At 60.8% G+C, this 23,999-nt stretch carries 21 protein-coding genes; 11 read left to right on the top strand and 10 right to left on the bottom strand.

What is annotated here, in order from left to right:
• Nucleotides 1-52: 52 nt before the first annotated feature.
• On the bottom strand, nt 53-949 hold the full coding sequence (locus R6X40_RS09940; RefSeq protein WP_318413063.1) for a LysR family transcriptional regulator: 897 nt from the start codon (nt 947-949) through the stop codon (nt 53-55).
• Nucleotides 950-1,070: 121 nt separating this feature from the next.
• On the opposite strand from R6X40_RS09940, the gene R6X40_RS09935 reads away from it, so the two are divergent.
• Together R6X40_RS09935 and R6X40_RS09930 are read left to right on the top strand one after the other, a co-directional pair.
• The gene (locus R6X40_RS09935) at nt 1,071-1,466 is read left to right on the top strand and encodes a cupin domain-containing protein (protein WP_318413062.1); all 396 of its coding nucleotides are present in this window, start codon (nt 1,071-1,073) and stop codon (nt 1,464-1,466) included.
• Nucleotides 1,467-1,481: 15 nt separating this feature from the next.
• Nucleotides 1,482-2,468: an aldo/keto reductase gene (locus R6X40_RS09930; protein WP_318413061.1), complete on the top strand. Its 987-nt coding sequence runs from the start codon at nt 1,482-1,484 to the stop codon at nt 2,466-2,468.
• A gap of 72 nt (nt 2,469-2,540) precedes the next feature.
• Here R6X40_RS09930 and R6X40_RS09925 read toward each other — a convergent pair whose 3' ends face one another.
• Nucleotides 2,541-2,963 (bottom strand): universal stress protein, encoded by a 423-nt coding sequence (locus R6X40_RS09925; RefSeq protein WP_318413060.1) that lies wholly within the window; start codon nt 2,961-2,963, stop codon nt 2,541-2,543.
• 170 nt (nt 2,964-3,133) lie between these two features.
• Nucleotides 3,134-3,304, bottom strand: coding sequence for a hypothetical protein (locus R6X40_RS09920; protein ID WP_318413059.1), 171 nt, complete (start codon nt 3,302-3,304; stop codon nt 3,134-3,136).
• Between R6X40_RS09920 and R6X40_RS09915 the strand changes: the two genes are divergently transcribed.
• A complete protein-coding gene (locus R6X40_RS09915; protein ID WP_318413058.1) occupies nt 3,303-4,166 on the top strand; it encodes a VOC family protein in 864 nt (287 codons plus the stop codon). The genes R6X40_RS09920 and R6X40_RS09915 overlap by 2 nt on opposite strands.
• Nucleotides 4,167-4,338: 172 nt before the next feature.
• A complete protein-coding gene (locus R6X40_RS09910; protein ID WP_318413056.1) occupies nt 4,339-6,507 on the top strand; it encodes an inverse autotransporter beta domain-containing protein in 2,169 nt (722 codons plus the stop codon).
• Nucleotides 6,508-6,612: 105 nt separating this feature from the next.
• On the opposite strand, the gene aztD is transcribed toward R6X40_RS09910, so the two are convergent.
• From aztD to R6X40_RS09895, 3 genes are all read right to left on the bottom strand, one after another.
• Nucleotides 6,613-7,842, bottom strand: coding sequence for a zinc metallochaperone AztD (gene aztD, locus R6X40_RS09905; protein ID WP_318413054.1), 1,230 nt, complete (start codon nt 7,840-7,842; stop codon nt 6,613-6,615).
• 252 nt (nt 7,843-8,094) lie between these two features.
• A complete protein-coding gene (locus R6X40_RS09900) occupies nt 8,095-8,913 on the bottom strand; it encodes a nickel-binding protein (protein WP_318413052.1) in 819 nt (272 codons plus the stop codon).
• Between the two features lie 172 nt (nt 8,914-9,085).
• A complete protein-coding gene (locus tag R6X40_RS09895; protein ID WP_318413051.1) occupies nt 9,086-10,996 on the bottom strand; it encodes a methyl-accepting chemotaxis protein in 1,911 nt (636 codons plus the stop codon).
• 343 nt (nt 10,997-11,339) lie between these two features.
• On the opposite strand from R6X40_RS09895, the gene R6X40_RS09890 reads away from it, so the two are divergent.
• Complete coding sequence (locus tag R6X40_RS09890) at nt 11,340-13,433, top strand: S9 family peptidase (RefSeq protein ID WP_318413049.1); 2,094 nt, start codon at nt 11,340-11,342, stop codon at nt 13,431-13,433.
• Here the strand turns inward: R6X40_RS09890 and R6X40_RS09885 are convergent.
• Complete coding sequence (locus R6X40_RS09885) at nt 13,411-13,740, bottom strand: type II toxin-antitoxin system RelE/ParE family toxin (protein WP_318413047.1); 330 nt, start codon at nt 13,738-13,740, stop codon at nt 13,411-13,413. The genes R6X40_RS09890 and R6X40_RS09885 overlap by 23 nt on opposite strands.
• A complete protein-coding gene (locus R6X40_RS09880; protein WP_318413046.1) occupies nt 13,741-14,004 on the bottom strand; it encodes a type II toxin-antitoxin system ParD family antitoxin in 264 nt (87 codons plus the stop codon).
• Between the two features lie 163 nt (nt 14,005-14,167).
• Between R6X40_RS09880 and R6X40_RS09875 the strand changes: the two genes are divergently transcribed.
• The 4 genes from R6X40_RS09875 to R6X40_RS09860 all read left to right on the top strand — a co-directional run bounded on the left by R6X40_RS09875 (nt 14,168) and on the right by R6X40_RS09860 (nt 18,099).
• Nucleotides 14,168-14,644 carry a hypothetical protein gene (locus R6X40_RS09875; RefSeq protein ID WP_318413045.1) on the top strand — a complete coding sequence of 159 codons (477 nt, stop codon included), beginning with the start codon at nt 14,168-14,170 and terminating at the stop codon, nt 14,642-14,644.
• 95 nt (nt 14,645-14,739) lie between these two features.
• On the top strand, nt 14,740-15,267 hold the full coding sequence (locus R6X40_RS09870; RefSeq protein ID WP_318413043.1) for a DUF1697 domain-containing protein: 528 nt from the start codon (nt 14,740-14,742) through the stop codon (nt 15,265-15,267).
• Between the two features lie 234 nt (nt 15,268-15,501).
• Complete coding sequence (locus R6X40_RS09865; protein ID WP_318413041.1) at nt 15,502-16,458, top strand: homocysteine S-methyltransferase family protein; 957 nt, start codon at nt 15,502-15,504, stop codon at nt 16,456-16,458.
• A 135-nt stretch (nt 16,459-16,593) separates the two neighbouring features.
• The gene (locus tag R6X40_RS09860; RefSeq protein WP_318413040.1) at nt 16,594-18,099 is read left to right on the top strand and encodes a protein adenylyltransferase SelO; all 1,506 of its coding nucleotides are present in this window, start codon (nt 16,594-16,596) and stop codon (nt 18,097-18,099) included.
• Between the two features lie 41 nt (nt 18,100-18,140).
• On the opposite strand, the gene R6X40_RS09855 is transcribed toward R6X40_RS09860, so the two are convergent.
• Nucleotides 18,141-18,365, bottom strand: a complete 225-nt coding sequence (locus R6X40_RS09855; RefSeq protein ID WP_318413039.1) for a hypothetical protein — start codon at nt 18,363-18,365, stop codon at nt 18,141-18,143.
• A gap of 371 nt (nt 18,366-18,736) precedes the next feature.
• Here R6X40_RS09855 and R6X40_RS09850 point away from each other — a divergent pair, with 371 nt between their 5' ends.
• Nucleotides 18,737-21,079 carry a glucose/quinate/shikimate family membrane-bound PQQ-dependent dehydrogenase gene (locus R6X40_RS09850; RefSeq protein ID WP_318413037.1) on the top strand — a complete coding sequence of 781 codons (2,343 nt, stop codon included), beginning with the start codon at nt 18,737-18,739 and terminating at the stop codon, nt 21,077-21,079.
• Between the two features lie 165 nt (nt 21,080-21,244).
• Nucleotides 21,245-22,930 carry an ABC transporter ATP-binding protein gene (locus R6X40_RS09845; RefSeq protein WP_318413036.1) on the top strand — a complete coding sequence of 562 codons (1,686 nt, stop codon included), beginning with the start codon at nt 21,245-21,247 and terminating at the stop codon, nt 22,928-22,930.
• Here the strand turns inward: R6X40_RS09845 and dmeF are convergent.
• Nucleotides 22,927-23,994, bottom strand: a complete 1,068-nt coding sequence (gene dmeF / locus R6X40_RS09840; protein ID WP_318413034.1) for a CDF family Co(II)/Ni(II) efflux transporter DmeF — start codon at nt 23,992-23,994, stop codon at nt 22,927-22,929. The genes R6X40_RS09845 and dmeF overlap by 4 nt on opposite strands.
• Nucleotides 23,995-23,999 lie beyond the last annotated feature (5 nt).

Here is a 23,999-nt window from a genome sequence, read left to right as displayed (position 1 = left end):
TCAGGGCTGCCACACGCATCCCTTCCCCTTCGCCGGTGATTTTTGCGCGAGCCTATTGTGGGCGATAGCGAAGCGCGTTCACCAAAAGGATAAAGGCCGCGGATGGTTGTTTGCGGCTGGGGTAATAGAGGTGATAGCCGGAAAATGGCAGACACCAGTCGTCGAGCACACGGATCAACCGGCCATCGGCGATGTGCGGCTGAACCACATCTTCCGGCAGATAGGTCAGCCCAAGCCCCTCCAGCGCCGCGTTCACCCGAAGCGCGATGTTGTTGAAGACCAGCCGCCCCTCGACCCGAACGCGCAATTCATGACCGTCCTTCTCGAATTCCCAGACATAGAGGCCGCCATAGGTCGGCAGGCGCATGTTGATGCAGGAATGCCCGGTCAGATCATGTGGTGTTTCAGGCTTTGGCCGATCCGTGAAATAGGCGGGAGAACCAACGACCGCCATACGCATGTCGGGGGCGATCCGCACCGCGATCATATCCTTTGCCACCTGCTCGCCCACCCGAACCCCGGCATCATAGCGCTCGGCAACGATATCGGTCAGGCCATAGTCGACGATGACCTCGGCATTGATGTCGGGATAGTGCAGCAGCAGTTTTGCAAGGGCGGGCCACAACACGGCTTCGGCCGCGTGCTCGCCTGCGGTGATGCGGATGGTGCCTGCCGGTTTGTCGCGAAATTCGCTGAGCGCCGCCAGTTCGCTTTCGATCTCGTCCATGCGCGGGCCGACCGTATCCAGCAACCGGGCGCCGGCCGGCGTCGGCGAGACGCTGCGGGTGTTACGGCTCAGCAGACGCAGACCGAGCCGCTTTTCCAGCCCGCTGATCGTATGGCTGAGTGCCGATTGCGAAACACCGAGCCTGGCGGCGGCTTTGGTAAAACTCCGTTCGCGCGCGACGGCGATGAAGGCTGCGAGATCGTTGATGGATTGGCGCGGCATTCATGAATCCTACTCATGAGACTTAGCGCGTTCTAGCATCTAATCGTAGGTAATCGCACGCGCTAAATACAAGGACATCACTGGTCGCCAGATCGGCCGACCGGTTCGAAAAGGACATCTGATGAACATCAAGCGCAACGGGTCAGCGCCATCCGCCAAGGGGCCTGGGAATTATTTCACCGGAACTGTTCGCATTGACGCGCCGTTTCAGGGAACGGCGCCCGCCCGCGTTGGTGGTGCGACGGTGACGTTCGAGCCGGGCGCCCGGACCGCATGGCATACCCATCCGCTCGGCCAGACGCTGATTGTCATCTCCGGTTCCGGACGGGTTCAACGTCTTGGCGGACCGATCGAAGACATCCGGCCCGGCGATATCGTCTGGTTCGAACCGGGTGAAAAGCACTGGCACGGCGCAGCGCCAGCCACCGCCATGACCCATATCGCCATCGCCGAAGCGCTGGATGGCAAGGTCGTGGACTGGATGGAACACGTCACCGACGAACAATATCAGGCATAATCAGGAGCGATCACAATGCAGAAGCGCACACTTGGAAACAGCGGTCTTGACGTCTCGGCCATCGGTCTCGGATGCATGGGCCTCAGCCAGAGCTACGGCCCGGCCACCGAAAAACAGCAGGCAATCGCCCTGCTCCGCGGCGCCGTCGAGCGCGGCGTCACCTTCTTCGACACAGCAGAAGCCTACGGTCCCTACGCGAACGAGGAGCTGCTTGGCGAGGCGCTGGCGCCCGTGCGGGACAAGGTCGTCATTGCGACGAAATTCGGCTTCGAATTCAATGAGGGCGGGCAGAACGGGCTGAACAGCCGGCCGCAGCATATCCGTGATGTCGCCGAAGCCTCGTTAAAACGGCTGAACACCGACGTCATCGACCTGTTCTACCAGCATCGTGTCGATCCCGGCGTGCCGATCGAGGATGTGGCCGGTACGGTCAAGGACCTGATCAAGGAAGGCAAGGTCAAGCATTTTGGCCTGTCGGAGGCCGGCCCGCAGACCATTCGCCGTGCCCATGCGGTTCAGCCGGTCGCAGCGCTTCAAAGCGAATATTCGCTGTGGTGGCGCGAGCCCGAGGGCGACATCTTTCCGGTTCTGGAAGAACTCGGCATCGGCTTCGTGCCCTTCAGTCCTCTCGGCCGAGGGTTTCTGACCGGCGCGATCAACGCGCAGACGGCCTTCGACGCCAAGGATTTCCGCAATATGATACCGCGTTTCTCTGCTGATGCGCGCAAGGCCAACCAGGGACTGGTCGACCTGCTCGGCGAGATCGCGGCGGGCAAGAACGCGACCACGGCGCAGATCGCGCTGGCCTGGATTCTGGCGCAGAAGCCGTGGATCGTCCCCATTCCCGGCACCACCAAGCTTAACCGTCTGGAGGAAAATATCGGCGCCGCGGCAGTGGAGCTGACAGCCGTCGATCTCGCCGCCATCGAGGCCGCCGTCGCGAAGATCACTGTTGAGGGCGAGCGTTACCCCGCCCATCTGCAGGCGCAGATCAACCGCTAAAAACAACAGCACCAGGCGGCAGTCCGGCAGGGCTGCCGCCTGCCAATCACAAGGCTAACCGTGCGCGTCCATCTAGCGATCGATCAGCACCGCACATTTGCAATGGCTGGCGACGCGGCTGGCGGTCGAGCCGATGAAGTAATCGATCAGGCCCGGCCGGTGCGAGGCTATGATGACGAGGTCGGCTTCGGCTTCCTCGGCAAAGGTGTTGATGACACCGGCGGCACCGCCGATGCGGATTTCGACGTAGCCCTTGGCCCCATGCTTTTCCAGAAGCCCCGTCAGCGTCTTCTTGGCATGGTCGCGCGACGCCTCGATCAATTCCAGGGGGAAATCGACGATCATGTAGCCCTGTGCATAGGCATTCAGATCCTCGACCACGTTGAGCAGGATGATCTCGCCGCCCTCGTCGAGCAGCGACTGGGCGCGCTCCAGGACCTTCTCGCCGTGCTCAAGATGGTCCATGGCAATCGGCACGATGATTCTCGAATACATGACTGTCTCCTCGGGTTCGCCGCGCCGTCCGCAGCGTGTGATGACCTGCCCTGCAAACCATCACCTGCGCCGCATTGCACGGATAGATTCAATATAGGTGTGCCAAGGCAAAAGTCACAACCCGCCATACGGTCGCAGGCGACTGTCAACAGTTTGAGAACAGTACATCCTCAAGTCAGCATCTTCCGTGAACGCCGCGCGCGCGTCATATAGTTCAGCACGATAACAGACGGGACCGGACCGATGGCCAGCTTCGACAGACGCACCTTCATGAAGTTTTCGGCCACCGCATTGGTAACCGCCAGCACAGTGACCACAGCCAAGGCAGGAATCACACCCATGACCGTTGAAACGCAGGATCACGCCGTCCGCATGCCAGCCTATGTCGATCATTCCCATCTGGTCGTGCGCGACCTGCCGAAGGTGTCGTCCTGGTACCAGACGATCATGGGGCTTTCGCCGATCGAAAAGACCGCGAGCGGCGAGACGCTCGGCGTTGCCGGCCGGCCCTTGCTGACACTGACGACGCAGGGCAATGCCGAAACGGCACCGCACAATGCGCCCGGCCTGTTCCACACCGCCTTCCTGGTGCCCGACCGCACAGAGCTTGGCCGCTGGCTTGCCCATGTCGCCCATAACAATGTCCCTCTTCAGGGTGCCTCCGATCATCTGGTCTCGGAAGCCATCTATCTCGGCGATCCGGAAGGCAACGGCATCGAGGTCTATCGCGACCGGCCGCGTGGCGAATGGAACTATCTGCAGGACGGCATGGTGAAGATGGCGACGCTGCCGTTCGACCTGCAGGCACTCTATAACGAAGCCCCGAAGGACAAGTGGGATGGCATGGCGAGCGGTACGGCGATTGGCCATATCCATCTGCAGGTGTCCGATATTCCGCAGGCCAATGCCTTCTTTGGCGATGTGCTCGGGCTCGATCTGATGGCCACTTATCCCGGTGCCAGCTTCTTTGCCTCGGGCAAATATCATCACCATGTCGGCGCCAATATCTGGAATTCGCGCGGCGCGCCAAAACGTCAGGCCAACATGACCGGCCTGTCAGACTACACGGTGCATTTCAACGATCCGGCCAAGTTGCAGAACGCCATCACCAAGCTCGACGAACTGGAAATTCCGGTAACGCGGAGCGGCGACACCGTGTCGTTGATCGACCCCTGGGGCATCGGCCTGAAACTGGTTGGTTAAAGCCACTTCAGCACAGCCCAAACGGTCGAACGGCAACGACCGTTTGGGAGTTTTCAACAGGCTCCCTGCGGCGCTTTGTACCAACCCCACGCTTAAAGTTGACTAATACTGTCTACTATTTTAATGCCCCGAATGTTCCGCTCTGAGCGGGCTTTGTCTAGGGGTTAGTATTTTGAATAATAAGAGAATTCTTGTATACGCACTGGCTGCGAGCAGCCTTGCGCCGCAGGCCGTGCGCGCCGCTGACTGGCGCCCGTTTGCTGAAATCGACGGCACATGGCGCAGCGATGATTCGGCTGGCAGCGCCGGTTTCTTCCTTCCGATTGTGCTCGAATCGGGCAACGCTATCTTCATCGATACGCAGGGATCGTTCATCCAGGGCGGCGTCCAGCGCGGCTCGATCGGCGCAGGCTACCGCGTCCGCCAGGACAATGGCTGGGTTCTTGGCGCCTATGGCTATTACGACTACCTGAACAGCTCCCTCGATAATTCCTTCCACCAGCTTTCGCTTGGCGCCGAAGCGCTCGGCCCGGTCTTCGAGACCCGGGCGAACTTCTACCTGCCGCTTGGCAGCGGCAAGGCGATCGACGGTGCCGGACGCGGCGAGATCACCGGCGGCAAGCTGATGTTCCGCGAAGGCATGGAACGCGCCCGCACCGGTGCCGATATCGAAGCCGGCATGCGCGTGCCTCTCGGTGACGCCAGCGACAAGATACAGCTGAAGGTGTTTGCCGGCAGCTACTGGTATGGCGGCAAGAATATCGACGATATGTTTGGCGCAAAACTGCGGGCCGAACTGTCCTTCGCCGACCTGCCTGGCCTTCCCGGCGGCTCGACGGTAACGGTCGGTGCCTCCGGAACCTTTGACAACCAGGACCGCCTGAAGGGTGCGGCAATGGCGCGGCTGCGCATTCCGCTTGGCGTCCCCTCCTCCAATAGCGCGGCCGACCCGTTCGATCCGCTGCTCCAGCGTGTTGAGCGCAACGGCGTGATCAGAACCCATCGGGGTGCCACCGGCGACCTCGAGAACGCAGTCCTCGACTTCAACGGCGAAACCGCTGGCAACGTCGTCAATATTTCAGCGGCCAGCGGCAATGCGGCGGCAATCAATTCCCTGCTCGCAGCGGCCGGCGACAACGCCATCATCCTTGCCGACGGAACGATCGGCCTTGACCGCTCGCTGATGCTCGGCAATGGCCAGCTTCTGCTCGGGGGCAACACCATTATCGGCCTACGCGGCGCTTCGAGCGGCAGCACCGGCCTGTTCCATAATCGGGGAGCAGCGACCACATTGACCGGTTACAACCCGGCGCAGGACGTTCTGACCATGGCGTCCAACAGCACGGTGTCCAACCTGTCGATTACCGGCGGCCTTGCCGGCATCGGCAGCACCGGTACGAGCAATGTCTTTATCGACGACGTCGATATTTCCGGCACCAGTCATGACGGCATTCGCCTGAGCAATGTCGATGGCGCATGGATCCAGAGAAGCAGCATCCACGACCTCTATATCTGCGAAAGCAGCAGGGATTGCGAATTCTCGGTCTACGATCCCAACCGCGCTCCCTATGCCGCCATCAGCGCGCACGGAACACGCAACCTGGTCGTGGCCGACACGCATATCGACAATGTTACCTATGGCCTGTTTTCGGGCAGTGAAATCGACGAGAGCGGCTGGCCGCCGGTTATCACCAATGCCGCCAGCACCATCACGCTTGACAATGTCACCATCTCGCGCTCGCGCCGTGAAGCCCTGCTCTTCGTTGCGGCGGATGACGTGGTCATGAACAGGGTGACCGTCGACAACTCCGCCCAGGATCGCGACATGGACCTCGTCGTGCTGCAGGGCACATCCAACGTTCAGATCACCGATATGGTGCTGAAGGGTGGCATCAACGGCCTGATGCTGGTGACCTCCAGCAGCCTGCCGGAAGACTCCAAGACCACGGATGTCTATGTCAACGGACTGACGATCGATGGTACCCGCAATGCCGGTATCTTCCTCAATCCGGTCTCCGGCATCGCGTTCAACAATGTCTCGATCACCAATGCCGGAACCTATGGCGCCTACGTCTACGGCAGCGACTATGAGTTTCTCGGCGGCCCCGTCAGCGACATTGCGTTCAACAATGTGACGATCGACAAGGCTGGTACGGCCGGGTTCTATTTCTCCGGCCCGTCGCTCGACGTCACCGGCGATGTCACGGTCACCAACACACCAAGCAATTGCAAAGTCGACAAGGGCTGGACCGCCGGATCGCTGACGCAGGCACCTGGCAAGGTTCTGACCTTCAACGGCGGCGTTATCGACCAAACGAATTACGCCCGCCGCTGCAGCTAAGCTGGAATAGTTGACCAGACGGCCCGCACCTCGAAAGAGTTGCGGGCCGTTTTCGTTTCAGGCGTACGTACCTTTCAGTCCCACACCTTGACGTTTCCGTCACATTTAGTGCGTTGCGCCCGAGCCGCCGGCGGCGACGATGGCAAAGGGTTGCCCCTCCACCGGAATGGTGCTGGTTTCCGCCAAGGTCGTGCTGTCAATCATCCGCACCAGGCTGTGACGCGGATCGGTGATGGCAATCTGGTCGCCGGCAACCGCAAGCCGCGGACGCGGATCGCGCCAATGGCCATCCTTGCTATAGGGCTCGGTGACATCGGCAGACCGGACGATCTCGCCGCTGACAACATCCAGCACATGCAGCTTGCCATCCTCGGTCAGGATATAGGCATTGCGCACATTGGCCGGATCGAGGATGAAATCGACGCGGCGGGTCGTCAGTTCGACCAGGCGATAGGGCGCTGCGGCGTCCGGATCGATCAGCACGACCTTGTCCTCACCATAATTGCCGAGAAAGAACTGCATCGACCGGCCGCCGAGCAGGGTCGAAACCTTGCCCTCCGGCAGATCGCTGCCATACGCGACCATCTCCAGCTTCGGGCCATCCAGTCCGCCCGGCCGGGCGACGAGAACCCCTTCGGCGCAACCGAAGGCAACCAGACGCGCCGATGCTGCTTCGCCGTGCAGGCCGGTGCATGTGGCGACATCACCGAGCTGCTTGCCCTCGCGGTCGACAACACGCAGCCCCAGCCGTGGGGGAAGCTCATCCGGCTTCACCTCCTTCGTCATATCGGGCACAGAAACGAGGATATGCTTGCCCACTGGCACGGCGACGCCATGATGCGCAGCCGTCGTGTCGATGCTTGCGGCATTGCCCTTCCCCTCGAGCAGGGCGCTTTCCTGAAACAGATCCACCCTGCCGCCGCGGTCATAGAAAACGGCGACGTCATCACCATGGGTCACCACATGCCCCGGCTTTTTGCCGGTGATGGTGCCGGGCAAAAGCTTGGCGTCGGAAATCTCGATATCGCGGTGCTCGCCATGATCGGAAAGCCCGATGCCGGACGCGATGACCTGCACCGTGTCCTTGTCTCCCTGCACGGCAAAAACGGTCTTGCCGCTTTCGCTCACGGAAAGGGCTGCATAGCCGTCAAGGTCGAAGCGGCCAAGCTCGCTGCCGCTTTTCGCATCGAGCACCCGCACCACTGGTTGGGTGTGATCGGCGATAAACAGCCGCCAGGTTTCCTTGGTGTCATCGGCAAAGGATGGAAAGGGAGACAGCGCCGTCAGCGCCAGAACAGCGGCGGCCCGGATCGGTTTGCCAAGATGGGTCGGCATGAGATTCTCCTACAAATATTTATGTAATAACGTAACTAGGTTTTGTTATAAAGTTACATTCAAATTGTCCAGCGTGAAAATACGCTACGCAACAAAACCCACCGCTTTTGCAGGTGCCGAATGGCCGGAAAATGAGGTGGCGGCTTCTGACGTGGGCGGTTGCGCCGCTGAGAGAAAGAATCAGGTTATCCGCAGCAGGTCTTTGTTTTCCTGCAGATTATCGGCCCGAAAACGCTACTCGCCGAAGCAGACTTACGCGCTGGCCCATTCGCACCGGAAGGCCAGAACGGGCTTTGAAAAGCCCTTCAACCGCCTGCGCTTTGCCTGAGTGAAAATGTCGGCGGCGCCGTATTCCCGAAAGATGTTCTCCGACACCAGGATACGATCGCTGGAGGCGGCATCGCAAAGGCGGGCTGCCAGTTGCACCGTCGAGCCGAACAGATCGTTGCTATCCTCGACGGGCTCGCCGCAATCCAGTCCGATACGGATATGAATAGGTTCGGCATTGCCGAGATTGTAGCGTTCGAACTCCTGCTGGATCGCCCTTGCGCAATCGACCGCTGAGACTATCGAGGCAAAAGTCGCCATCAGGCCGTCACCGGTATGTTTCACCTCGCGGCCGGAAAATTGTTCGAGGCACCTGTGCACCACGGAGTCATGTGCCCGGACCATTTCGGTCGCCAAACGATCACCAAGCCGCGACGTCATCGCGGTCGAGCCGACGATATCGGTGAACAGGATCGCCCGGTGGCCCGAATCCATTTCGCCGGAGGACTGCCCCGGCGCCGGCTCGGGGTCATGTATCCGGCCAAGAAACGCCTCGACCGCCGACAGGGCGACCTCGACAACCTCGCCGGAAACCAGTCCGTGCGCCTCGCGGTGAACACATTGGGCCGTTTCGGCATCCGGAGCGTCCATGAGGCAAAATGCAGTCCCGCGGCGCTGGTCGAACCAGTATGTCAGGAACTTGACCCCATACTGATCCTGAATCTCAAGATCCTTGCTATGCGCCTCGGCGACGTCTGCGGCCGTGGTTCCTGAAAGTTCATGCCGGTCGATGAAGATAGGCATCGGCGCGCTCCTTCCCCGGGGACTTGCACCTGTTGGAAGGCGGCATTCTACGACCTGGAGCCAGTCCCGTCCACTTTTTAGGGACTGCTAACATAAAAAAGGGAGGGCATCGCTGCCCTCCCCTTGTTTTCTTCGGCGTTGCCGCCTCGCCGTTTGCCAACCGGTGGTTCGCTCAGGCCGCGCGGCGGATCCGCTGCTGCGGCAGGTGCGAACGGCTTTCTTCCAGCTTGAAGCGGGCAAGCAGGGTCTGTAGCTGGCGGCTTTCTTCGGCCAGTGTCTCGCTGGCTGCCGTGGTTTCCTCGACCATGGCCGCGTTCTTCTGGGTCATCTGGTCCATGTGGTTGACCGAGGTGTTGATCTCGGCGAGCGCCGTCGACTGTTCACGCGCTGCCGTTGCGATGCTTTCGACGTGATCGTTGACGCGCAGAACCAGACGCTCGATTTCGACCAGCGCATCGCCGGTTGCCCGTACCAGCGAGACGCCACCTTCGACTTCGGAAGCCGACGCGCTGATCAGCGTCTTGATCTCCTTGGCGGCATTGGCAGAGCGCTGCGCCAGTTCGCGCACTTCCTGGGCGACGACGGCAAAACCGCGTCCCGCGTCACCGGCCCGTGCCGCTTCGACACCGGCATTCAGCGCCAGAAGATTGGTCTGGAAGGCAATTTCGTCGATGACGCCGATGATCTGGCTGATCCGGCTGGACGAGCCTTCGATCCGGCTCATCGCGGTGACGGCATTGCGAACGATCTCGCCGGACTTGCCAGCACTTTCCTTGGTCTCGCGCACCATGTCGCGGGCCTCGTTGGCGCGCGACGACGAGGTGCGCACGGTGGCCGTGATCTCGTCGAGCGCTGCTGCCGTTTCCTCAAGTGCTGCCGCCTGCTGCTCGGTGCGTTTCGACAGGTCATTGGCAGCGGAGCTGAGTTCGGCCGAGCTGTCCTTGATGGTGCCGGCCGCGCCGCGCACATTGTTCATGGTCGAGCGCAGCGTCACCATCGTCGCATTGACGTTCTGCTGCAGTTCGGCGAACGCGCCCTGGAAATGACCTTCCATGCTTTCCGACAGATCGGCATCGGCAAGCGCTGCGATGACGCGGCGCACTTCGTTGACGGCAAGATCAATGCTGGAAACGAGTTCATTGACGCTGCCGGCAAACCGGTTGAGGTCGTCGTTCTGGTAATCCTTGCCGATACGTCCGGTGAAATCGCCGGCCACAGCTGCAGCAACAACCGCGCTGATGCTCGATTGCAAATCGCTGCTCAATGCGTGAAGGGCTGCTTCCTGAGCTTTCATGTCGCGCATCGCCAAGGCGTTGCGGCGGAACACTTCGACGGCGCGGGCCATTTCGCCGATCTCGTCCTTGCGGGTGGCGTCGGTGCCGGTGCTGTCGAGATTGCCTTCGGCAAGACGGCTCATCGCGGCAGTCAGGTCACGAACCGGCGTGGAAATGCCGCGGCGGGCGACCAGCAGGCTGACCACTGCACCAATGACGATACAGCCGGCTGCGGCGAAGACCGCAATGGCGAGTGCGACCGATGAGGACTGCAAGGCATCGGCGCGGGCTGTGGCAAGCGCCTCACCCGAATAGGTGCTGTAGACCTTGACGGTGCTGGTGACGATCTTTTGCGCTGCAAGCGCCTTGTCGAGACCGGCCTGGATGGCTGCACCATCCTGCGGATTGGCTTCGGCAATGGCGACCATCGCGCGGATTTCGCCGAAATAGGTTTCGAGCGTCGAGCGGATCGTCTTCAGCTGCTCAATCTCAGTCGCATCGGCCGCCGCTTCGATCTTTGGCAGACGGGCGAGCATCTCTGTTGAGCGCTTCTCCGTTTCACCACGGAAATCCGCTGCCTTCTCCGGCGCTGCCGACAGCTGATAGGTCATGCGGCTGATGGCGATGATATCGACCCGTAGGTCCATCGCCTCGCGCGCAACCTCTTCCTTTGCCCCGACATCGACGATGGCCGTTTCAAGCGCCGAGATGCCCTTGGCACCAACAGCTGCAATGATCAGCGACGAGAGCCCCATGACAAAAACGACAAGGCCGATCTTCTGGAGAATGGAGAGATTTCGAAAGGACATGAATGCGCTCCGGCGAGCCGAGGGCCCGTATGCTGAACAGGGAAATGGCGGGGCAAGGCATGATGCCTTTCAGGAGCGCAGGAAGGTCACATCGCACTTACGGTGCAATCTGAGATAGTTGCCCTAACGTACCGTTAAAGCAGGCGTCTCAAGACTTGCATTTTCCTAAAACACGATAGGCAAAGGGATATTTTTTGGTATTGCTACCGGAAATATCGCTTGTATTGCCTGTCTCGCGCCAACCTGGTCTGTGAGCACCGGAACCATCCGGAGCTTTTTCCTTGAACCTTGCCCACCCGGTCTCTATCTCGGGTGCAGACCCCTCGCATTCCCGGAGATTTCCTTGTCCATCTTCAAGAACCTGCCGCCCGCTCCCGCTGCTCCGAAAAAACCTGTCACGGATACCCGCCACGGCATCACCAGAACGGACGACTATGCCTGGCTGCGCGCCGACAACTGGCAGGCAATGTTCAAGGATCCCACGATCCTCGACCCGGAAATCCGCAAGCATCTGGAAGCCGAGAACGCCTATATGAAGGCTGCGATGGCCGACACCGAAGCCCTGCAAAAAACGCTGTTTGCCGAGATGAAGGGGCGCATCAAGGAGGACGACAGTTCCGTTCCAGTCAAGGACGGCCCGTTTGCCTATGGCACGTTCTATGTAACGGGTGGCGAACAGCCCTCGTTTTTCCGCACGCCGCGCGATGGCGGCGAGCGCTCGGTGCTTCTCGACGGCGACAAGGAAGCCGAAGGCAAGGCCTATTTCCGGCTGGGCGGCGTCGATCACTCAACTGATCACAGCCGTGGTCTTTGGAGCTATGACGACAAGGGCTCGGAATATTACACTTTGCGCGTCCGCGATCTTGCGACCGGCGACGATCTGGCCGACGTCATCGAAAACACCGGCGGTGGCGGCGCCTGGGCACCGGATGGCAAGAGCTTTTTCTACACCGTACTCGACGACAACCACCGTCCGTCGAAGATCTTCCATCATATCGTCGGCACGCCGCAGAGCGACGACCGGCTGGTCTATGAGGAAGAGGACCCGGGCTTCTTCATGGGCGTCGGCGGCTCGATGCTCGACGATTTCATCTACATCGACATCCATGACCACGAAACCAGCGAATACTGGCTGCTTCCGACCTCCGATCTCACCGGCAAACCACAACTGGTGGCCGCCCGCGAAACCGGCCTTGAATATTCGCTCTCCGAAGGTGGTGATGTCTTCTACATCCTGACCAACGCCGACGGTGCCAAGGATTTCAAGATCATGCAGGCCCCGGTTGACAATCCGATTCGGGAGAACTGGACGGACGTCGTGCCGCACACGGCTGGCCGCCTGATCATCTCGCACGGTGCCTATGCCCGCCATCTCGTCTGGCTGGAGCGCGAGGCAGGTCTGCCGCAGATCAAGATCCGCGACCGCCGCACCGGCGAGGAACATTCGATCGCCTTTGCCGAAGAGGCATTCTCGCTCGGTCTGCAAGGTGCGGCCGAATACGATACCGACGTCATCCGCTTCTCCTATTCGTCGATGACGACGCCGAGCCAGCTCTATGACTACAACATGGTGACGCGCGAACGCACGCTCCTGAAGACGCAGGAGGTGCCATCGGGCCACAATCCCGACGACTACATAACCCGCCGCGTCATGGCCCCGGCCTGGGACGGCGCCGAGGTGCCGGTCACCCTGCTCTATCGCAAGGACTTGGCCCTCGACGGATCGGCTCCCTGCCTGCTCTATGGCTACGGCGCCTATGGCATCGCCATTCCGGCCTCGTTCAACACCAATTGCCTGTCGCTCGCCGACCGCGGCTTCGTCTATGCCATCGCCCATATCCGCGGTGGCAAGGAGAAGGGTTTTGCCTGGTACGAAGACGGCAAGATGGAGAAGAAGACCAACACCTTCAAGGACTTCATCGCAGCGGCCGACTATCTGAATCAACAGAAGTTTACCTCCTACGCCAACATCATCGCCGAAGGTGGTTCGGCCGGGGGCATGCTGATGGGCGCAATCGCCAATATGGCACCGGAGAAATTCAAGGGCGTGATCGCCGCAGTGCCGTTCGTCGATGTCTTGAACACCATGCTCGACGACACGCTGCCGCTGACCCCGCCGGAATGGCCGGAATGGGGCAACCCGATTGATTCAAAGGAAGCCTATGAGCGCATGGCAGCCTATTCCCCTTACGACAACGTCTCTGAAAAGCCCTACCCTGCGATCCTGGCGCTCGGCGGCCTGACCGACCCGCGCGTCACCTATTGGGAACCGGCCAAATGGGTCGCCAAGCTGCGCGAAAAGACCACAGGCTCCGAACCGATCCTGATGAAGACCAACATGGACGCCGGCCACGGCGGCGCGTCGGGACGCTTCCAGCGGCTGGAGGAAATCGCATTCGAATACGCGTTTGCGATCAAAGTAGCGGGGAAGATGTAAGGCGCTTGATCAGGACCGCATAGTCCCGGCTTCCCGAAAGGATGCTGACGATACGGATGGTCTCGTTCTCGACGACGTAGAGGATGACAATACGCCACTCGAAAACGGCCATCCGCAGGCCCGGAAGAATGTCAGGCAGTTGCGGGTGCGCGAGCGGCGCGTCGCCGATTTCCTGGCATTTGTTCCGGATGCGCCGAACATAGTTCTGCGCCGTATCTGCGTTACGGCTTTTATCCAGAACATAGGAAAAAATGGCTCGTAAATCAGCCTGTGCCGACCGCCGGAAAACAACGGGATGGCGCTTCATTCAATGGCGGTTCTCATCGGCGAGTTTTTCGAGCCAATCGTCGATCTCGTCCAAGCTGACATCCGGCGAGCCATCTTCCAGCGATACCTGAACCCTTGAGCGAATGGCAGCCAGCCGCCGCTCATCTGCCGCTTCCTGCTCTAGCAAAAGCTCGACCGCCTCTTGCAAGGCATCGCTGGTCGATGCGTAGGCGCCAGCCTTGACGCGGCTCTCAAGCGCATCCACCATTTCGGAAGGCAATGATATCTTCAGCGTTTCGTTCACGGCCCTATCTCCAAAACTGGGGTACAGCGTATGACGAGACCGATGGATTGGCAATTCAGCTGTATCGATTTCAGATGACCGTCACGGTCGCAGCGCCTGATTGTTAAGCCCCGCACATGTCTTGAGACCTAATTTCCCGCACAGCCTTGCAGGGAGAATCGGTATGAAAATCGGCGACAGCATCAGCAATTATTATCGCCCGCAAAATGGCAACCAGGCAGCGGGCGCGGCCTCCCCCGGTCTCGCGCTCACGATCGATGGCGGCGGTGGTGAGCGTACGCAGGCGCCGACCGTGTCGATCAGTTCGTCCAGCCCCTCATCGTCCTTGTCTTCGGCGCTCTGGCTATCGATGGCCGACAAGCTGGAAGGCGACACTTCGCAAGGCGGCGCGCTCACCGAAGCCCCGAAGGACAATCCGGCCGACGAGTTCATGGACTGGTCGAAAATGTCGATTGCCGAACAGATCCGGGCGCAGATCCTCGCAGGCAAGGACATGACGGAAGCAGACCTTGCTGCCATGGATGCCGACGCCCGCGCCGCAATCGAGGCGGAAATCAAGGAAGCAATCAAGCGCCAGCTGGACATTCCGCAGGATGGCGGTACGGCGCAGGCCGAGGCAGCCTCCAACGCGGCCATCTGACCGCAAAGGTTACCACCGCCATCTCCCGTATTGGCTTGATTGGCAGGCACGGTTCTCTCCATTAGTCTGCACCAACACAAGACTGGAGAGACCGGATGCCCGTTCACATCGCCCTTCTGCGCGCCGTCAATGTCGGCGGCACCGGCAAGCTGGCGATGAGCGAGCTGAAAGCGCTGTGCGAAAAAGCCGGCTTCAAGGACGTCAAAACCTATATCCAGAGTGGCAACGTGCTGTTCCGATCCGACCTTTCGGCTGCCGATGCAGCAAAGACATTGGACGGCGCACTGGCCGGGATCATGGGCAAGGTGCACGGCGTGATGGTGCGCAGCCGCGCGGAGCTAGAAAAGATTGCCGCCGACAATCCGTTTCCGGATGCCAAGCCGAACTATCTGATGATCAATTTCCTGCCGGAGAAAGCCCCGGCGGATACGCTCGATAAGTTGGTCGCGCCTGATGGTGAAGAAGTGCATGTCGCCGATCATGAAATCTACGTCCACTATCCCAACGGCTCCGGCCACTCGAAATTCAAACTGCCCGCGCTGAAACAGGCGACATCGCGCAATCTCAACACGGTGCGCAAACTGGCGCAGCTTGCGGCGGAGATGGAAGAGAACGGCGACTGACCCGGCCACAAGACGCGGCATCGGCGCCCGAAAACGAGAGTCTGTTCAGGCAGATGCCGCGGTTCGTTCATCGACTTTGCCAACGTGATCGTCACATCCTCGCCGTCAGCCCGCCCGATGCCCCGGAGTTCGAGGCGATAGGGGCATCTGTGCAACTGAGTTATTTTAGAAAAACATAAAATACAATACACTCCATCCCTTCACGGTATCTGGAACGACTGGAGGGTGGAGACCATGGGCAAATACCGCAACGACCTGCCGCAATTGAAGGGCGGCACGTTTCTGACAGACGGCGGCATGGAAACGACGTTGATCTTTCATGAGGGCGCCGACTTGCCGCATTTCGCCTCCTTCGTGCTTCTGGCCGACCCTGCCGGGCGCAAGCAGTTAAAGGACTACTACACCCGCTATCTCGACATAGCCGCCAAAAGCCGGACCGGTTTCGTGCTCGACACCGCGACGTGGCGGACAAACCCCGACTGGGGCGAAAAGATCGGCTATGATGCGAAAGCGCTGAAGGACGCCAACGCGGACGCGGTGGACCTGCTCAGCGCGCTGCGCTCAGACTACGAGCGGCCGGGCATCCCGATCGTCATCAGCGGCACGATCGGCCCGCGCGGCGATGGCTACAAGGCGGGGAACATGACCGCCAGCGAGGCCGAGGCGTATCACGCGGTGCAGATCGAGACCTTTGCCGGCACCGATGCCGACATGGTCACGGCCTTCACGCTGACCAGCATCGATGAAGCGATCGGCATTGCCCGCGCCGCCAAACGACTGAACATGCCCTGCGTCATTTCGTTTACGGTGGAAACCGACGGCAATCTCGTCACCGGCCGGACGCTGCAGGAAGCCATTGAGGCGGTGGATGGCGCGACCGGATCGTACCCGCATTATTACATGATCAACTGCGCCCATCCGAGCCATTTTGACACGGTTCTCCTTGGCAACGCGGCGTGGCTGAAGCGGATCGGCGGCATCCGTGCCAATGCATCGACGATGAGCCACCAGCAGCTCGATGAGAGCGAAAGGCTGGATGACGGCGATCCCGCCGACCTTGGCGAATGGTACCGCCATCTGACGCACTTCCTGCCGCAGGTGCGGGTACTCGGCGGCTGCTGTGGCACCGATCACCGGCATGTCCAGGCGATCTGCGATGCCTGTGTTCCGGCCAACGCTCTAGGCGCCTGAACACACCGGCTGGTCTTGCCTCAACAGGCAGCCGGGCAACAAAGACTTGCAAAGGAGGCTGCAGCGCACGATATCCGGATCACATTTCGCCCATGGATGCGATACCATGCGGCCTTCGGTGGAGATCAGGACGACATGGACCATAGCCAGACAAAACAGCAAAAGCCCGTCGCTCCGATTGCCTTCGATAACAGCTATGCCCGGCTGCCGGCGCATTTCCATGCGGCCGCCGTGCCGACCCCGGTTTCCGAGCCATGGCTAATCAAGTTCAACCGTCCGCTGGCTGAAGAACTTGGCCTCGACGCCGATGCACTGGAGCGCGACGGGGCGGCGATCTTTTCCGGCAATGTGATCCCTGAGGGGGCCGAGCCGCTGGGCATGGCCTATGCCGGGCATCAGTTCGGTCAGTTCGTGCCGCTGCTTGGCGACGGGCGGGCGATCCTGCTGGGCGAAGTCATCGACAGCAACGGCAAGCGCCGCGATATCCAGCTGAAGGGTGCCGGCAAGACGCCCTATTCGCGGCGCGGCGACGGGCGCGCGGCACTCGGCCCGGTCCTGCGCGAATATATCGTCAGCGAGGCGATGTTTGCGCTTGGCATTCCCGCGACACGCGCCCTGGCGGCTGTCGTGACCGGCGAGCCGGTTTACCGCGAGCGGGTTTTGCCCGGCGGCGTCATCACCCGGGTTGCGGCCAGCCATATCCGCGTCGGCACATTCCAGTTCCTGGCGGCGCGTGGCGATACCGACGGGCTGAAGGTTCTGGCTGATTATGTCATCGACCGGCATTATCCCGATATCAAAGGCCACGAGCGTCCCTATCTGGCGCTGGTCGAGGCCGCGATCGAGCGTCAGGCATCGCTGATTGCCCGCTGGCTCTGCGTCGGCTTCATCCATGGGGTGATGAACACAGACAATTGCGCCATCTCCGGCGAAACCATCGATTTTGGCCCCTGCGCCTTTCTCGATGCCTATGATCCGGCCAAGGTATTTTCGTCGATCGACCGGGGTGGGCGCTATGCCTATGCCAGCCAGCCGGCGATTGGCCAATGGAACATGGCGCGCTTTGCCGAAACGCTGCTGCCGCTGCTGGATGCCGAAGCTTCCGAAGCCGTCAATCTTGCCAATGATGCGATCGCTGGTTATGGCGCGCGGTTCCAGGCCCACTGGCTGGCCGGTATGAAGGCGAAGATCGGCCTACAGACCGAGGAAGACGGAGACCTCGATCTGGTTCAGGGGCTGTTGAACGCCATGCACCGCAACGAGGCCGACTTCACGCTGACATTCCGGCGGCTTTGCGACGCGGCGGAAGGCAGCGCCGGTGACGGCCCGTTGCGCGAGCTCTTCGCCAACGCCGCCGATATCGATGCCTGGCTTTCAGCCTGGCGCGAACGGACCGGCCGCGAGCCTCTGTCGGATGCGCAGACGGCGGCTGCGATGCGCACCGTCAATCCCGCCTTCATCCCGCGCAATCACCGCATCGAGCAGGCGATCCGCGCGGCGGAAGATGATGGCGATTTCTCGTTGTTCGAGGCACTCAACGACGTGCTGGCAAAGCCCTATGAGGACCAGCCGAAGTTTGCAGCCTATGCCGCGCCACCGCAGCCATCGGAGGAAGTGCTGAAGACATTCTGCGGGACATGAGGGGCCGCTGACTCTTAATCAGCGGACCGGGTTCTTGAAATCTACTCCCAGCCAATGCCGCCGACAGCTGCGCAGCCATAGGGCGGCAGGCGGTTTTCGAAATTGGTTTTCAGCTGGGCGCAACCCCATTGGCGCAAGGGTTCCGGCATCCGGCTGTTCAGCTCGATGCCGACCTCGTCCAGCGGGTCGCTGGTATTGGTGACATAGAGCAGCCAGCGGCCGCCGATGACCCCGACGACGGCCACGACCGCAACCAGCAAAACCATCAGCAATCTCTTCATCCTGGACCTCGGTGTGATTCACATTGCCGTTGACCTAGCCTATTTTCCGGCGCTGCCGAAATCCTTTTGCAAGCCGCCGGATTGCCCTGCGTCAAGCGCTTGTCTGCCATGCCGAATTTTGATGGCTGTGCCAAAATGTGGCCATTGAAAGGCGGCACGCCTGCGGTATGTTTGATGATGATACGCGCGGGGATTGAACCTTCCTGCGCATCCGACCGAGGATCACCGCGCACAGCACCATCCGGCGCGATGGCCAGCCCTGAGACCGGACTGCCTTTTCCCTGAGGCGTTGGACCCAATGCCCACCGCAAGCGAGACGAACCGCGCGGCGCGGCTTTCCAGAACGGGAGATATTCATGTTGATTTTGTTGACGGCCATCGTCTTCGCATTGATCGGGCTCGCGCTCGGCGGCGGCGGGCTCTGGCTCATCGTGCTCGGCGGCAGCTGGTATTATGCCATTGCCGGCCTCGGTTTCCTCATCACCGCTTTCCTCCTGTTTGCGCGGCGCGGTGCGGCGCTGATGGTCTATGCATTGCTCATCCTCGGCACGCTCGCCTGGGCGATCTGGGAAGTCGGCTTCGACTGGTGGCAACTCGGCCCGCGCGGCGGCGTCATCATTTTGCTCGGTCTCTGGCTGCTTCTGCCGGGCATCCGGCGTGGCCTCGGGTTCAGCAGCACGACGGGCGAGGCCTACCCGGCCAGCGCCCTGCCGCTCGGTCTCGCGGTTCTCGCCTCGATCGTCGTCGCCGGCTATTCGATGACGCAGGATCCGCTCGATCTTGCTGGCGAACTGCCTGTCGGTACTGCAACGACTGCAGTCGATCTCGGCGGCAACGTCCCGGACGGAGAATGGCACCAGTATGGCCGCACGCCCTATGGCCAGCGCTATTCGCCGCTGACGCAGATCACCCCCGCCAATGTCGGAACACTGGAAACGGCCTGGCAATATCAGACCGGCGATGTGAAGCGGCCGGACGATATCGGCGAGACCACCTATCAGGTGACCCCGCTCAAAATCCATGACACGCTCTATATGTGCACCCCGCACAATCTCGCCATCGCGCTCGATGCGGCGACCGGCAAGGAAAAATGGAAGTTCGACGCCAATTCCGGCATGAACCCCGACCGGCAGCACCAGACATGCCGCGGTGTCACCTATTATGCCGATCCGGCCGCCGTGGCCGGCAGCCCCTGCGCCGAGCGGGTCTATCTGCCGACAGCCGACGCACGGCTGATCGCGCTCGATGCGGCCGATGGCAAGGTTTGCGAGAGCTTTGCCGACAAGGGCACGTTGCACCTCGAAACCGGCATGAAATACAATCCGGCCGGCTACTATTACTCCACCTCGCCACCGGTGATCACCGCTGGCAAGATCATCGTCGGCGGTGCCGTCAACGACAATTATTCGACGCAGGAACAGTCCGGCGTCATCCGCGCCTTTGACGTCAATACCGGCGCACTGATCTGGAACTGGGACAGTGGCAATCCGGACGTGACCACACCGCTACCGGAAGGCCAGACCTACACGACCAACTCGCCCAACAGCTGGTCGGTGTTCAGCTATGACGACAAACTGAACCTCGTCTATATCCCGCTCGGCAACCAGGTTCCCGACCAGCTCGGCATGAACAGAAGCGAACATGTCGAGAAATATTCCTCGTCGATCGTGGCGCTGGATATTACCACCGGCGCCGTGCGCTGGGTACGCCAGACGGTGCATCATGACCTCTGGGACATGGACGTTCCTGCCCAACCGGTGCTGCTCGACATTACCGGCAAGGACGGCCAGCCGGTGCCAGCTCTCGTTGGCCCGACCAAGCAGGGCGATATCTACGTGCTCGACCGGCGCACCGGCGAGCCGATCATCCCGGTCAAGGAAATCCCGGCTCCGACCGGCGCCATTGCGGAGGATTTCACCGCACCGACACAGCCAATCTCCGACCTCACCTTCTCGCCGCCGCCACTCACCGACAAGAACATGTGGGGCGTGACGATGTTCGACCAGCTGGCGTGCCGGATCGATTTCAAGCGGCTGAAATACGAGGGCCGCTACACGCCGCCATCGCTGGAAGGCAGCCTGATCTATCCCGGCAATTTCGGCACGTTCAACTGGGGCTCGGTCGCGGTCGATCCGGAACGGCAGGTAATGTTCGGCATGCCGACCTATCTGGCCTTCACCTCCAGGCTCGTGCCGCGCGACCAGATCCCGCCGAAGGGCCAGGACGAAAAGGGTTCCGAACAGGGTCTCAACCGCAATGACGGCGCACCCTACGGCGTCTTCATGGGGCCGTTCCTCGGGCCACTTGGCATTCCCTGCCAGGCACCGCCATGGGGCTATGTCGCCGGTGCCGACCTGAAGACCGGGCAGATCGCCTACAAGCACCGGAACGGCACCGTGCGTGACATGACGCCGCTTCCCCTGCCCTTCAAGGTCGGCGTGCCCGGCATTGGCGGTCCGATGATCACCAAGGGCGGCGTTGCCTTCCTCGGTGCAGCCGTCGACAACTATATCCGCGCCTACGACCTGACGTCCGGCAAGGAACTCTGGTCCGGCCGTCTTCCGGCCGGCGGCCAGTCGACCCCGATGAGCTACGCCATCGACGACGGCACGCAGTTCGTCCTGATCGTCGCCGGCGGCCATGGCTCGGTCGGCACCAAGCCGGGGGATTATGTGATCGCTTACAAGCTGGCGAAGTAACAGGCATTCGAGCAGCAGAAAGCCCGGTGCGAGCGATCGCGCCGGGCTTTTTCGTGGGCGGCGTGGGTTTTCCAGCCTTCAACCGATAGTACAGACAACACAACCTGAAGGTTGTATCAATCGGTATTATCGGGAATATTGGCCCCCAATCGATTCGGAGGCTCCATGCAGAACGCCGCATCCCCCTCGCTGCCCCGCACCATCCTCCTCAACTACTGGCGGACATCGCGGTTGATGCTGCTGACGATTGCAATCTGCGTCTTCCTGTCCTCCATTGCGTCGGTCGCCGCGCCTTATCTCTTTTCCCGTCTGATCGACCAGCTCAACAGTGACCGGCTGGCCGAAACGCTGGTCACCGGCTTTGTCGTCTATGTACTGCTGCTCGGGCTCTCCAGCGCGCTGCAGACGATGTTGCAGTATCTTTCCTTAATCAGCGCCGAAAGCCTGGCGGTCATCGCAGGCACCAGCATGTTCGAACGGCTGTTGCGCAAGACGGCCGATTTTTTTGTCGAACACAATCCGGCTGAAATCGAAAGTGCGCGCAAGCGCGGCGAGAACGCTCTGATGACACTCGTGCAGCTGGGGCTGATCGTCTTCATTCCCGGCGCGACGCAAATCATCCTGACGCTGGTCCTGCTTGGCGCGACGATCAATCTCGAACTTGTCGCCGTTGTTCTCGTCTATGGCACCTGCTTCGTTGCACTGACGAGCTTTGCCAATCACCGCAGCCAGCCTTTTCTCGATCGTGCCATTGAGGGCGGGCAAGAAAACGCCCGTTTCGTTGGCAATTCGATCAATGCCATGGAAACGTTACGACATTTTGGGGCGCATCAATGGATGCTGTCGCGGTTTTCGGACAAGGCCCGGGAGGTTTTCGACAACTGGAGGGCCTTCTGCCTGCAGAAGATCGGTTTCAGCGCCATTCAGGGGCTCGCGCTCACCGTTCAGTTTCTCGTCACGTTCCTCATGCTCTTGCCACGGTTGCGCGAAGGCGCGTTGTCGGTGGGCGATGTCGTGCTGTTCAATGCGCTGCTGCTTCAGCTCAACCAGCCTTTCGAAATGATTGGTCACGCGCTCGACGATGTTGTGCGCGCGACCGCCTCGCTGAAACCGCTGATCAAGCTATGGGACGCACCTGATGAAGCTGAGGCCGAAACAGCCGTTTCGTTTTCCATCAATACCGGGACAGTTCAGTTCGAGAACGTTGGGTACCACTATGTCAACGGCCGCGGTGTCAGCAATGTCAGCTTCACCGCCCGACGCGGACACATCAGCTATCTCACCGGCGAAACCGGATCGGGCAAGTCGACTGCCTTCCGGCTGGCGCTGAAATCTCTGGAACCGCAGACCGGCCGGATCACCATCGACGGCACGCCTTTGCACGACGTCGACCGGCGCGAATGGTATGGCCACATCGGCATCGTGCCGCAGGAGCTTATGCTCCTCAACGACACGCTCGCCACCAACATCACGCTCGGCCGTCCGCTCGACCAGGAACGGCTGCGGCTGGCAGCGGGACGTGCCGCAATCCTCGATTTCATCGACGCATTGCCGGATGGTTTTGAAACGTCCGTCGGCGAACGGGGCTTAAAACTCTCCGGCGGCGAACGCCAGCGGATTGCCATCGCGCGGGCATTTTACAACGATCCAGCTATCCTGTTTCTCGACGAAGCCAGTTCCTCCCTCGATGCCGCAACGGAACGCGACATCATGGAACATATCCGCGCGGTCTGCGACACGGTCACGGTGATTGCCATCACCCACCGCACGGCGATGATCATGCCCGGCGACCACGTCGTTCGCATTGACGGGGAAACGCTGGATGAGGATCGGATGGATGCGACCGCCTAAGCCGCGACCGGCGTTACCTCGACCGTCAGATGCGACAGCCCGGAGAGTTTTGCCAGCTTTTCCTTGTAGAAGGCCGGCGGATGCGGGTTGGCGGTGGCGATTGCGACGATCGCTGCATTGTGGCCGGGGCCAACCTGCCAGACATGAAGATCGGTGATTTTTTCCTGCGGGGTCTCGATTCGCTCGCGGATTTCTGACTGCAGGCCGGTGACCGTGTCGGTGGCGTCGATCAGGATCAGGCCGGTCTGGCGGATAAGGCCATAGGACCAGTGGGCGATAACCAGTGCGCCGACAATGCCCATGGCCGGATCGAGCCAGAGCCAGCCATAGATGCTTCCGGCCAGAAGGGCCAAAATAGCCAGCACCGAGGTCAGCGCATCGGCCATCACATGCAGATAGGCGGAACGCAGATTGTTGTCGGCGCCGGGCTTGTGGGCCGCGTGACCGTGATGGCTGTGCGCATCGTGGCTATGGCCAGCATGATCGTGATGATCGTGATGATCGTGTCCGTGCGCATGCGGGGCTTCCGCACCATGTGAATGCGTGTCATGCGAATGAGCGCCGTGAGAGTGACTGCCGTGGGAATGCCCTCCATGCGAATGACCATGATGCTGATGATCATCTTTCAGCAGAAAGGCGGAGACAAGATTGACGGCAAGACCGACAACCGCGACGGCAATCGCCTGTGAAAAGCTGATCTGGACAGGATTGGCGAGCCTGAGCAGGCTTTCCCAACCGATCAAAAGCGCGATCAGAGCCAGAACGATGGCGCTGGCGAAACCGGCGAGATCGCCGAGCTTGCCGGTACCGAAGGTGAAGCGTGGATTGCGGGCCTGGCGCCGGGCATAGAGATAGGCGAGCGCCGTGATCAGCATGGCGCCGGCATGGGTGGACATGTGCCAGCCATCGGCAACCAGCGCCATCGACCCATAGAGATTGCCGGCGGCGATCTCCGCCACCATCATCGTTGCGGTCAGCGCGATCACCAGCCAGACGCGGCGCTCGTTGCGCTTGTGATCAGCGCCGAGAAAGACGTGTTCGTGAACCAGGTTTTCTGTCGACATGGAGC

Origin of the sequence: Rhizobium sp. PL01 (assembly GCF_033447125.1) — a bacterium.
Taxonomy (GTDB): domain Bacteria; phylum Pseudomonadota; class Alphaproteobacteria; order Rhizobiales; family Rhizobiaceae; genus Pararhizobium.
This window is presented reverse-complemented; position numbering and strand designations above follow the sequence as displayed.

Coding starts and splice junctions, on each gene's coding strand:
- R6X40_RS09940 (WP_318413063.1), bottom strand. CDS start 949: ATGCCGCGCCAATCCATCAACGATCTCGCAGCCTTCATCGCCGTCGCG.
- R6X40_RS09935 (WP_318413062.1), top strand. CDS start 1,071: ATGAACATCAAGCGCAACGGGTCAGCGCCATCCGCCAAGGGGCCTGGG.
- R6X40_RS09930 (WP_318413061.1), top strand. CDS start 1,482: ATGCAGAAGCGCACACTTGGAAACAGCGGTCTTGACGTCTCGGCCATC.
- R6X40_RS09925 (WP_318413060.1), bottom strand. CDS start 2,963: ATGTATTCGAGAATCATCGTGCCGATTGCCATGGACCATCTTGAGCAC.
- R6X40_RS09915 (WP_318413058.1), top strand. CDS start 3,303: ATGACCGTTGAAACGCAGGATCACGCCGTCCGCATGCCAGCCTATGTC.
- R6X40_RS09920 (WP_318413059.1), bottom strand. CDS start 3,304: ATGGGTGTGATTCCTGCCTTGGCTGTGGTCACTGTGCTGGCGGTTACC.
- aztD (WP_318413054.1), bottom strand. CDS start 7,842: ATGCCGACCCATCTTGGCAAACCGATCCGGGCCGCCGCTGTTCTGGCG.
- R6X40_RS09900 (WP_318413052.1), bottom strand. CDS start 8,913: ATGCCTATCTTCATCGACCGGCATGAACTTTCAGGAACCACGGCCGCA.
- R6X40_RS09895 (WP_318413051.1), bottom strand. CDS start 10,996: ATGTCCTTTCGAAATCTCTCCATTCTCCAGAAGATCGGCCTTGTCGTT.
- R6X40_RS09885 (WP_318413047.1), bottom strand. CDS start 13,740: ATGAAGCGCCATCCCGTTGTTTTCCGGCGGTCGGCACAGGCTGATTTA.
- R6X40_RS09875 (WP_318413045.1), top strand. CDS start 14,168: ATGAAAATCGGCGACAGCATCAGCAATTATTATCGCCCGCAAAATGGC.
- R6X40_RS09870 (WP_318413043.1), top strand. CDS start 14,740: ATGCCCGTTCACATCGCCCTTCTGCGCGCCGTCAATGTCGGCGGCACC.
- R6X40_RS09865 (WP_318413041.1), top strand. CDS start 15,502: ATGGGCAAATACCGCAACGACCTGCCGCAATTGAAGGGCGGCACGTTT.
- R6X40_RS09860 (WP_318413040.1), top strand. CDS start 16,594: ATGGACCATAGCCAGACAAAACAGCAAAAGCCCGTCGCTCCGATTGCC.
- R6X40_RS09855 (WP_318413039.1), bottom strand. CDS start 18,365: ATGGTTTTGCTGGTTGCGGTCGTGGCCGTCGTCGGGGTCATCGGCGGC.
- R6X40_RS09850 (WP_318413037.1), top strand. CDS start 18,737: ATGTTGATTTTGTTGACGGCCATCGTCTTCGCATTGATCGGGCTCGCG.
- R6X40_RS09845 (WP_318413036.1), top strand. CDS start 21,245: ATGCAGAACGCCGCATCCCCCTCGCTGCCCCGCACCATCCTCCTCAAC.
- dmeF (WP_318413034.1), bottom strand. CDS start 23,994: ATGTCGACAGAAAACCTGGTTCACGAACACGTCTTTCTCGGCGCTGAT.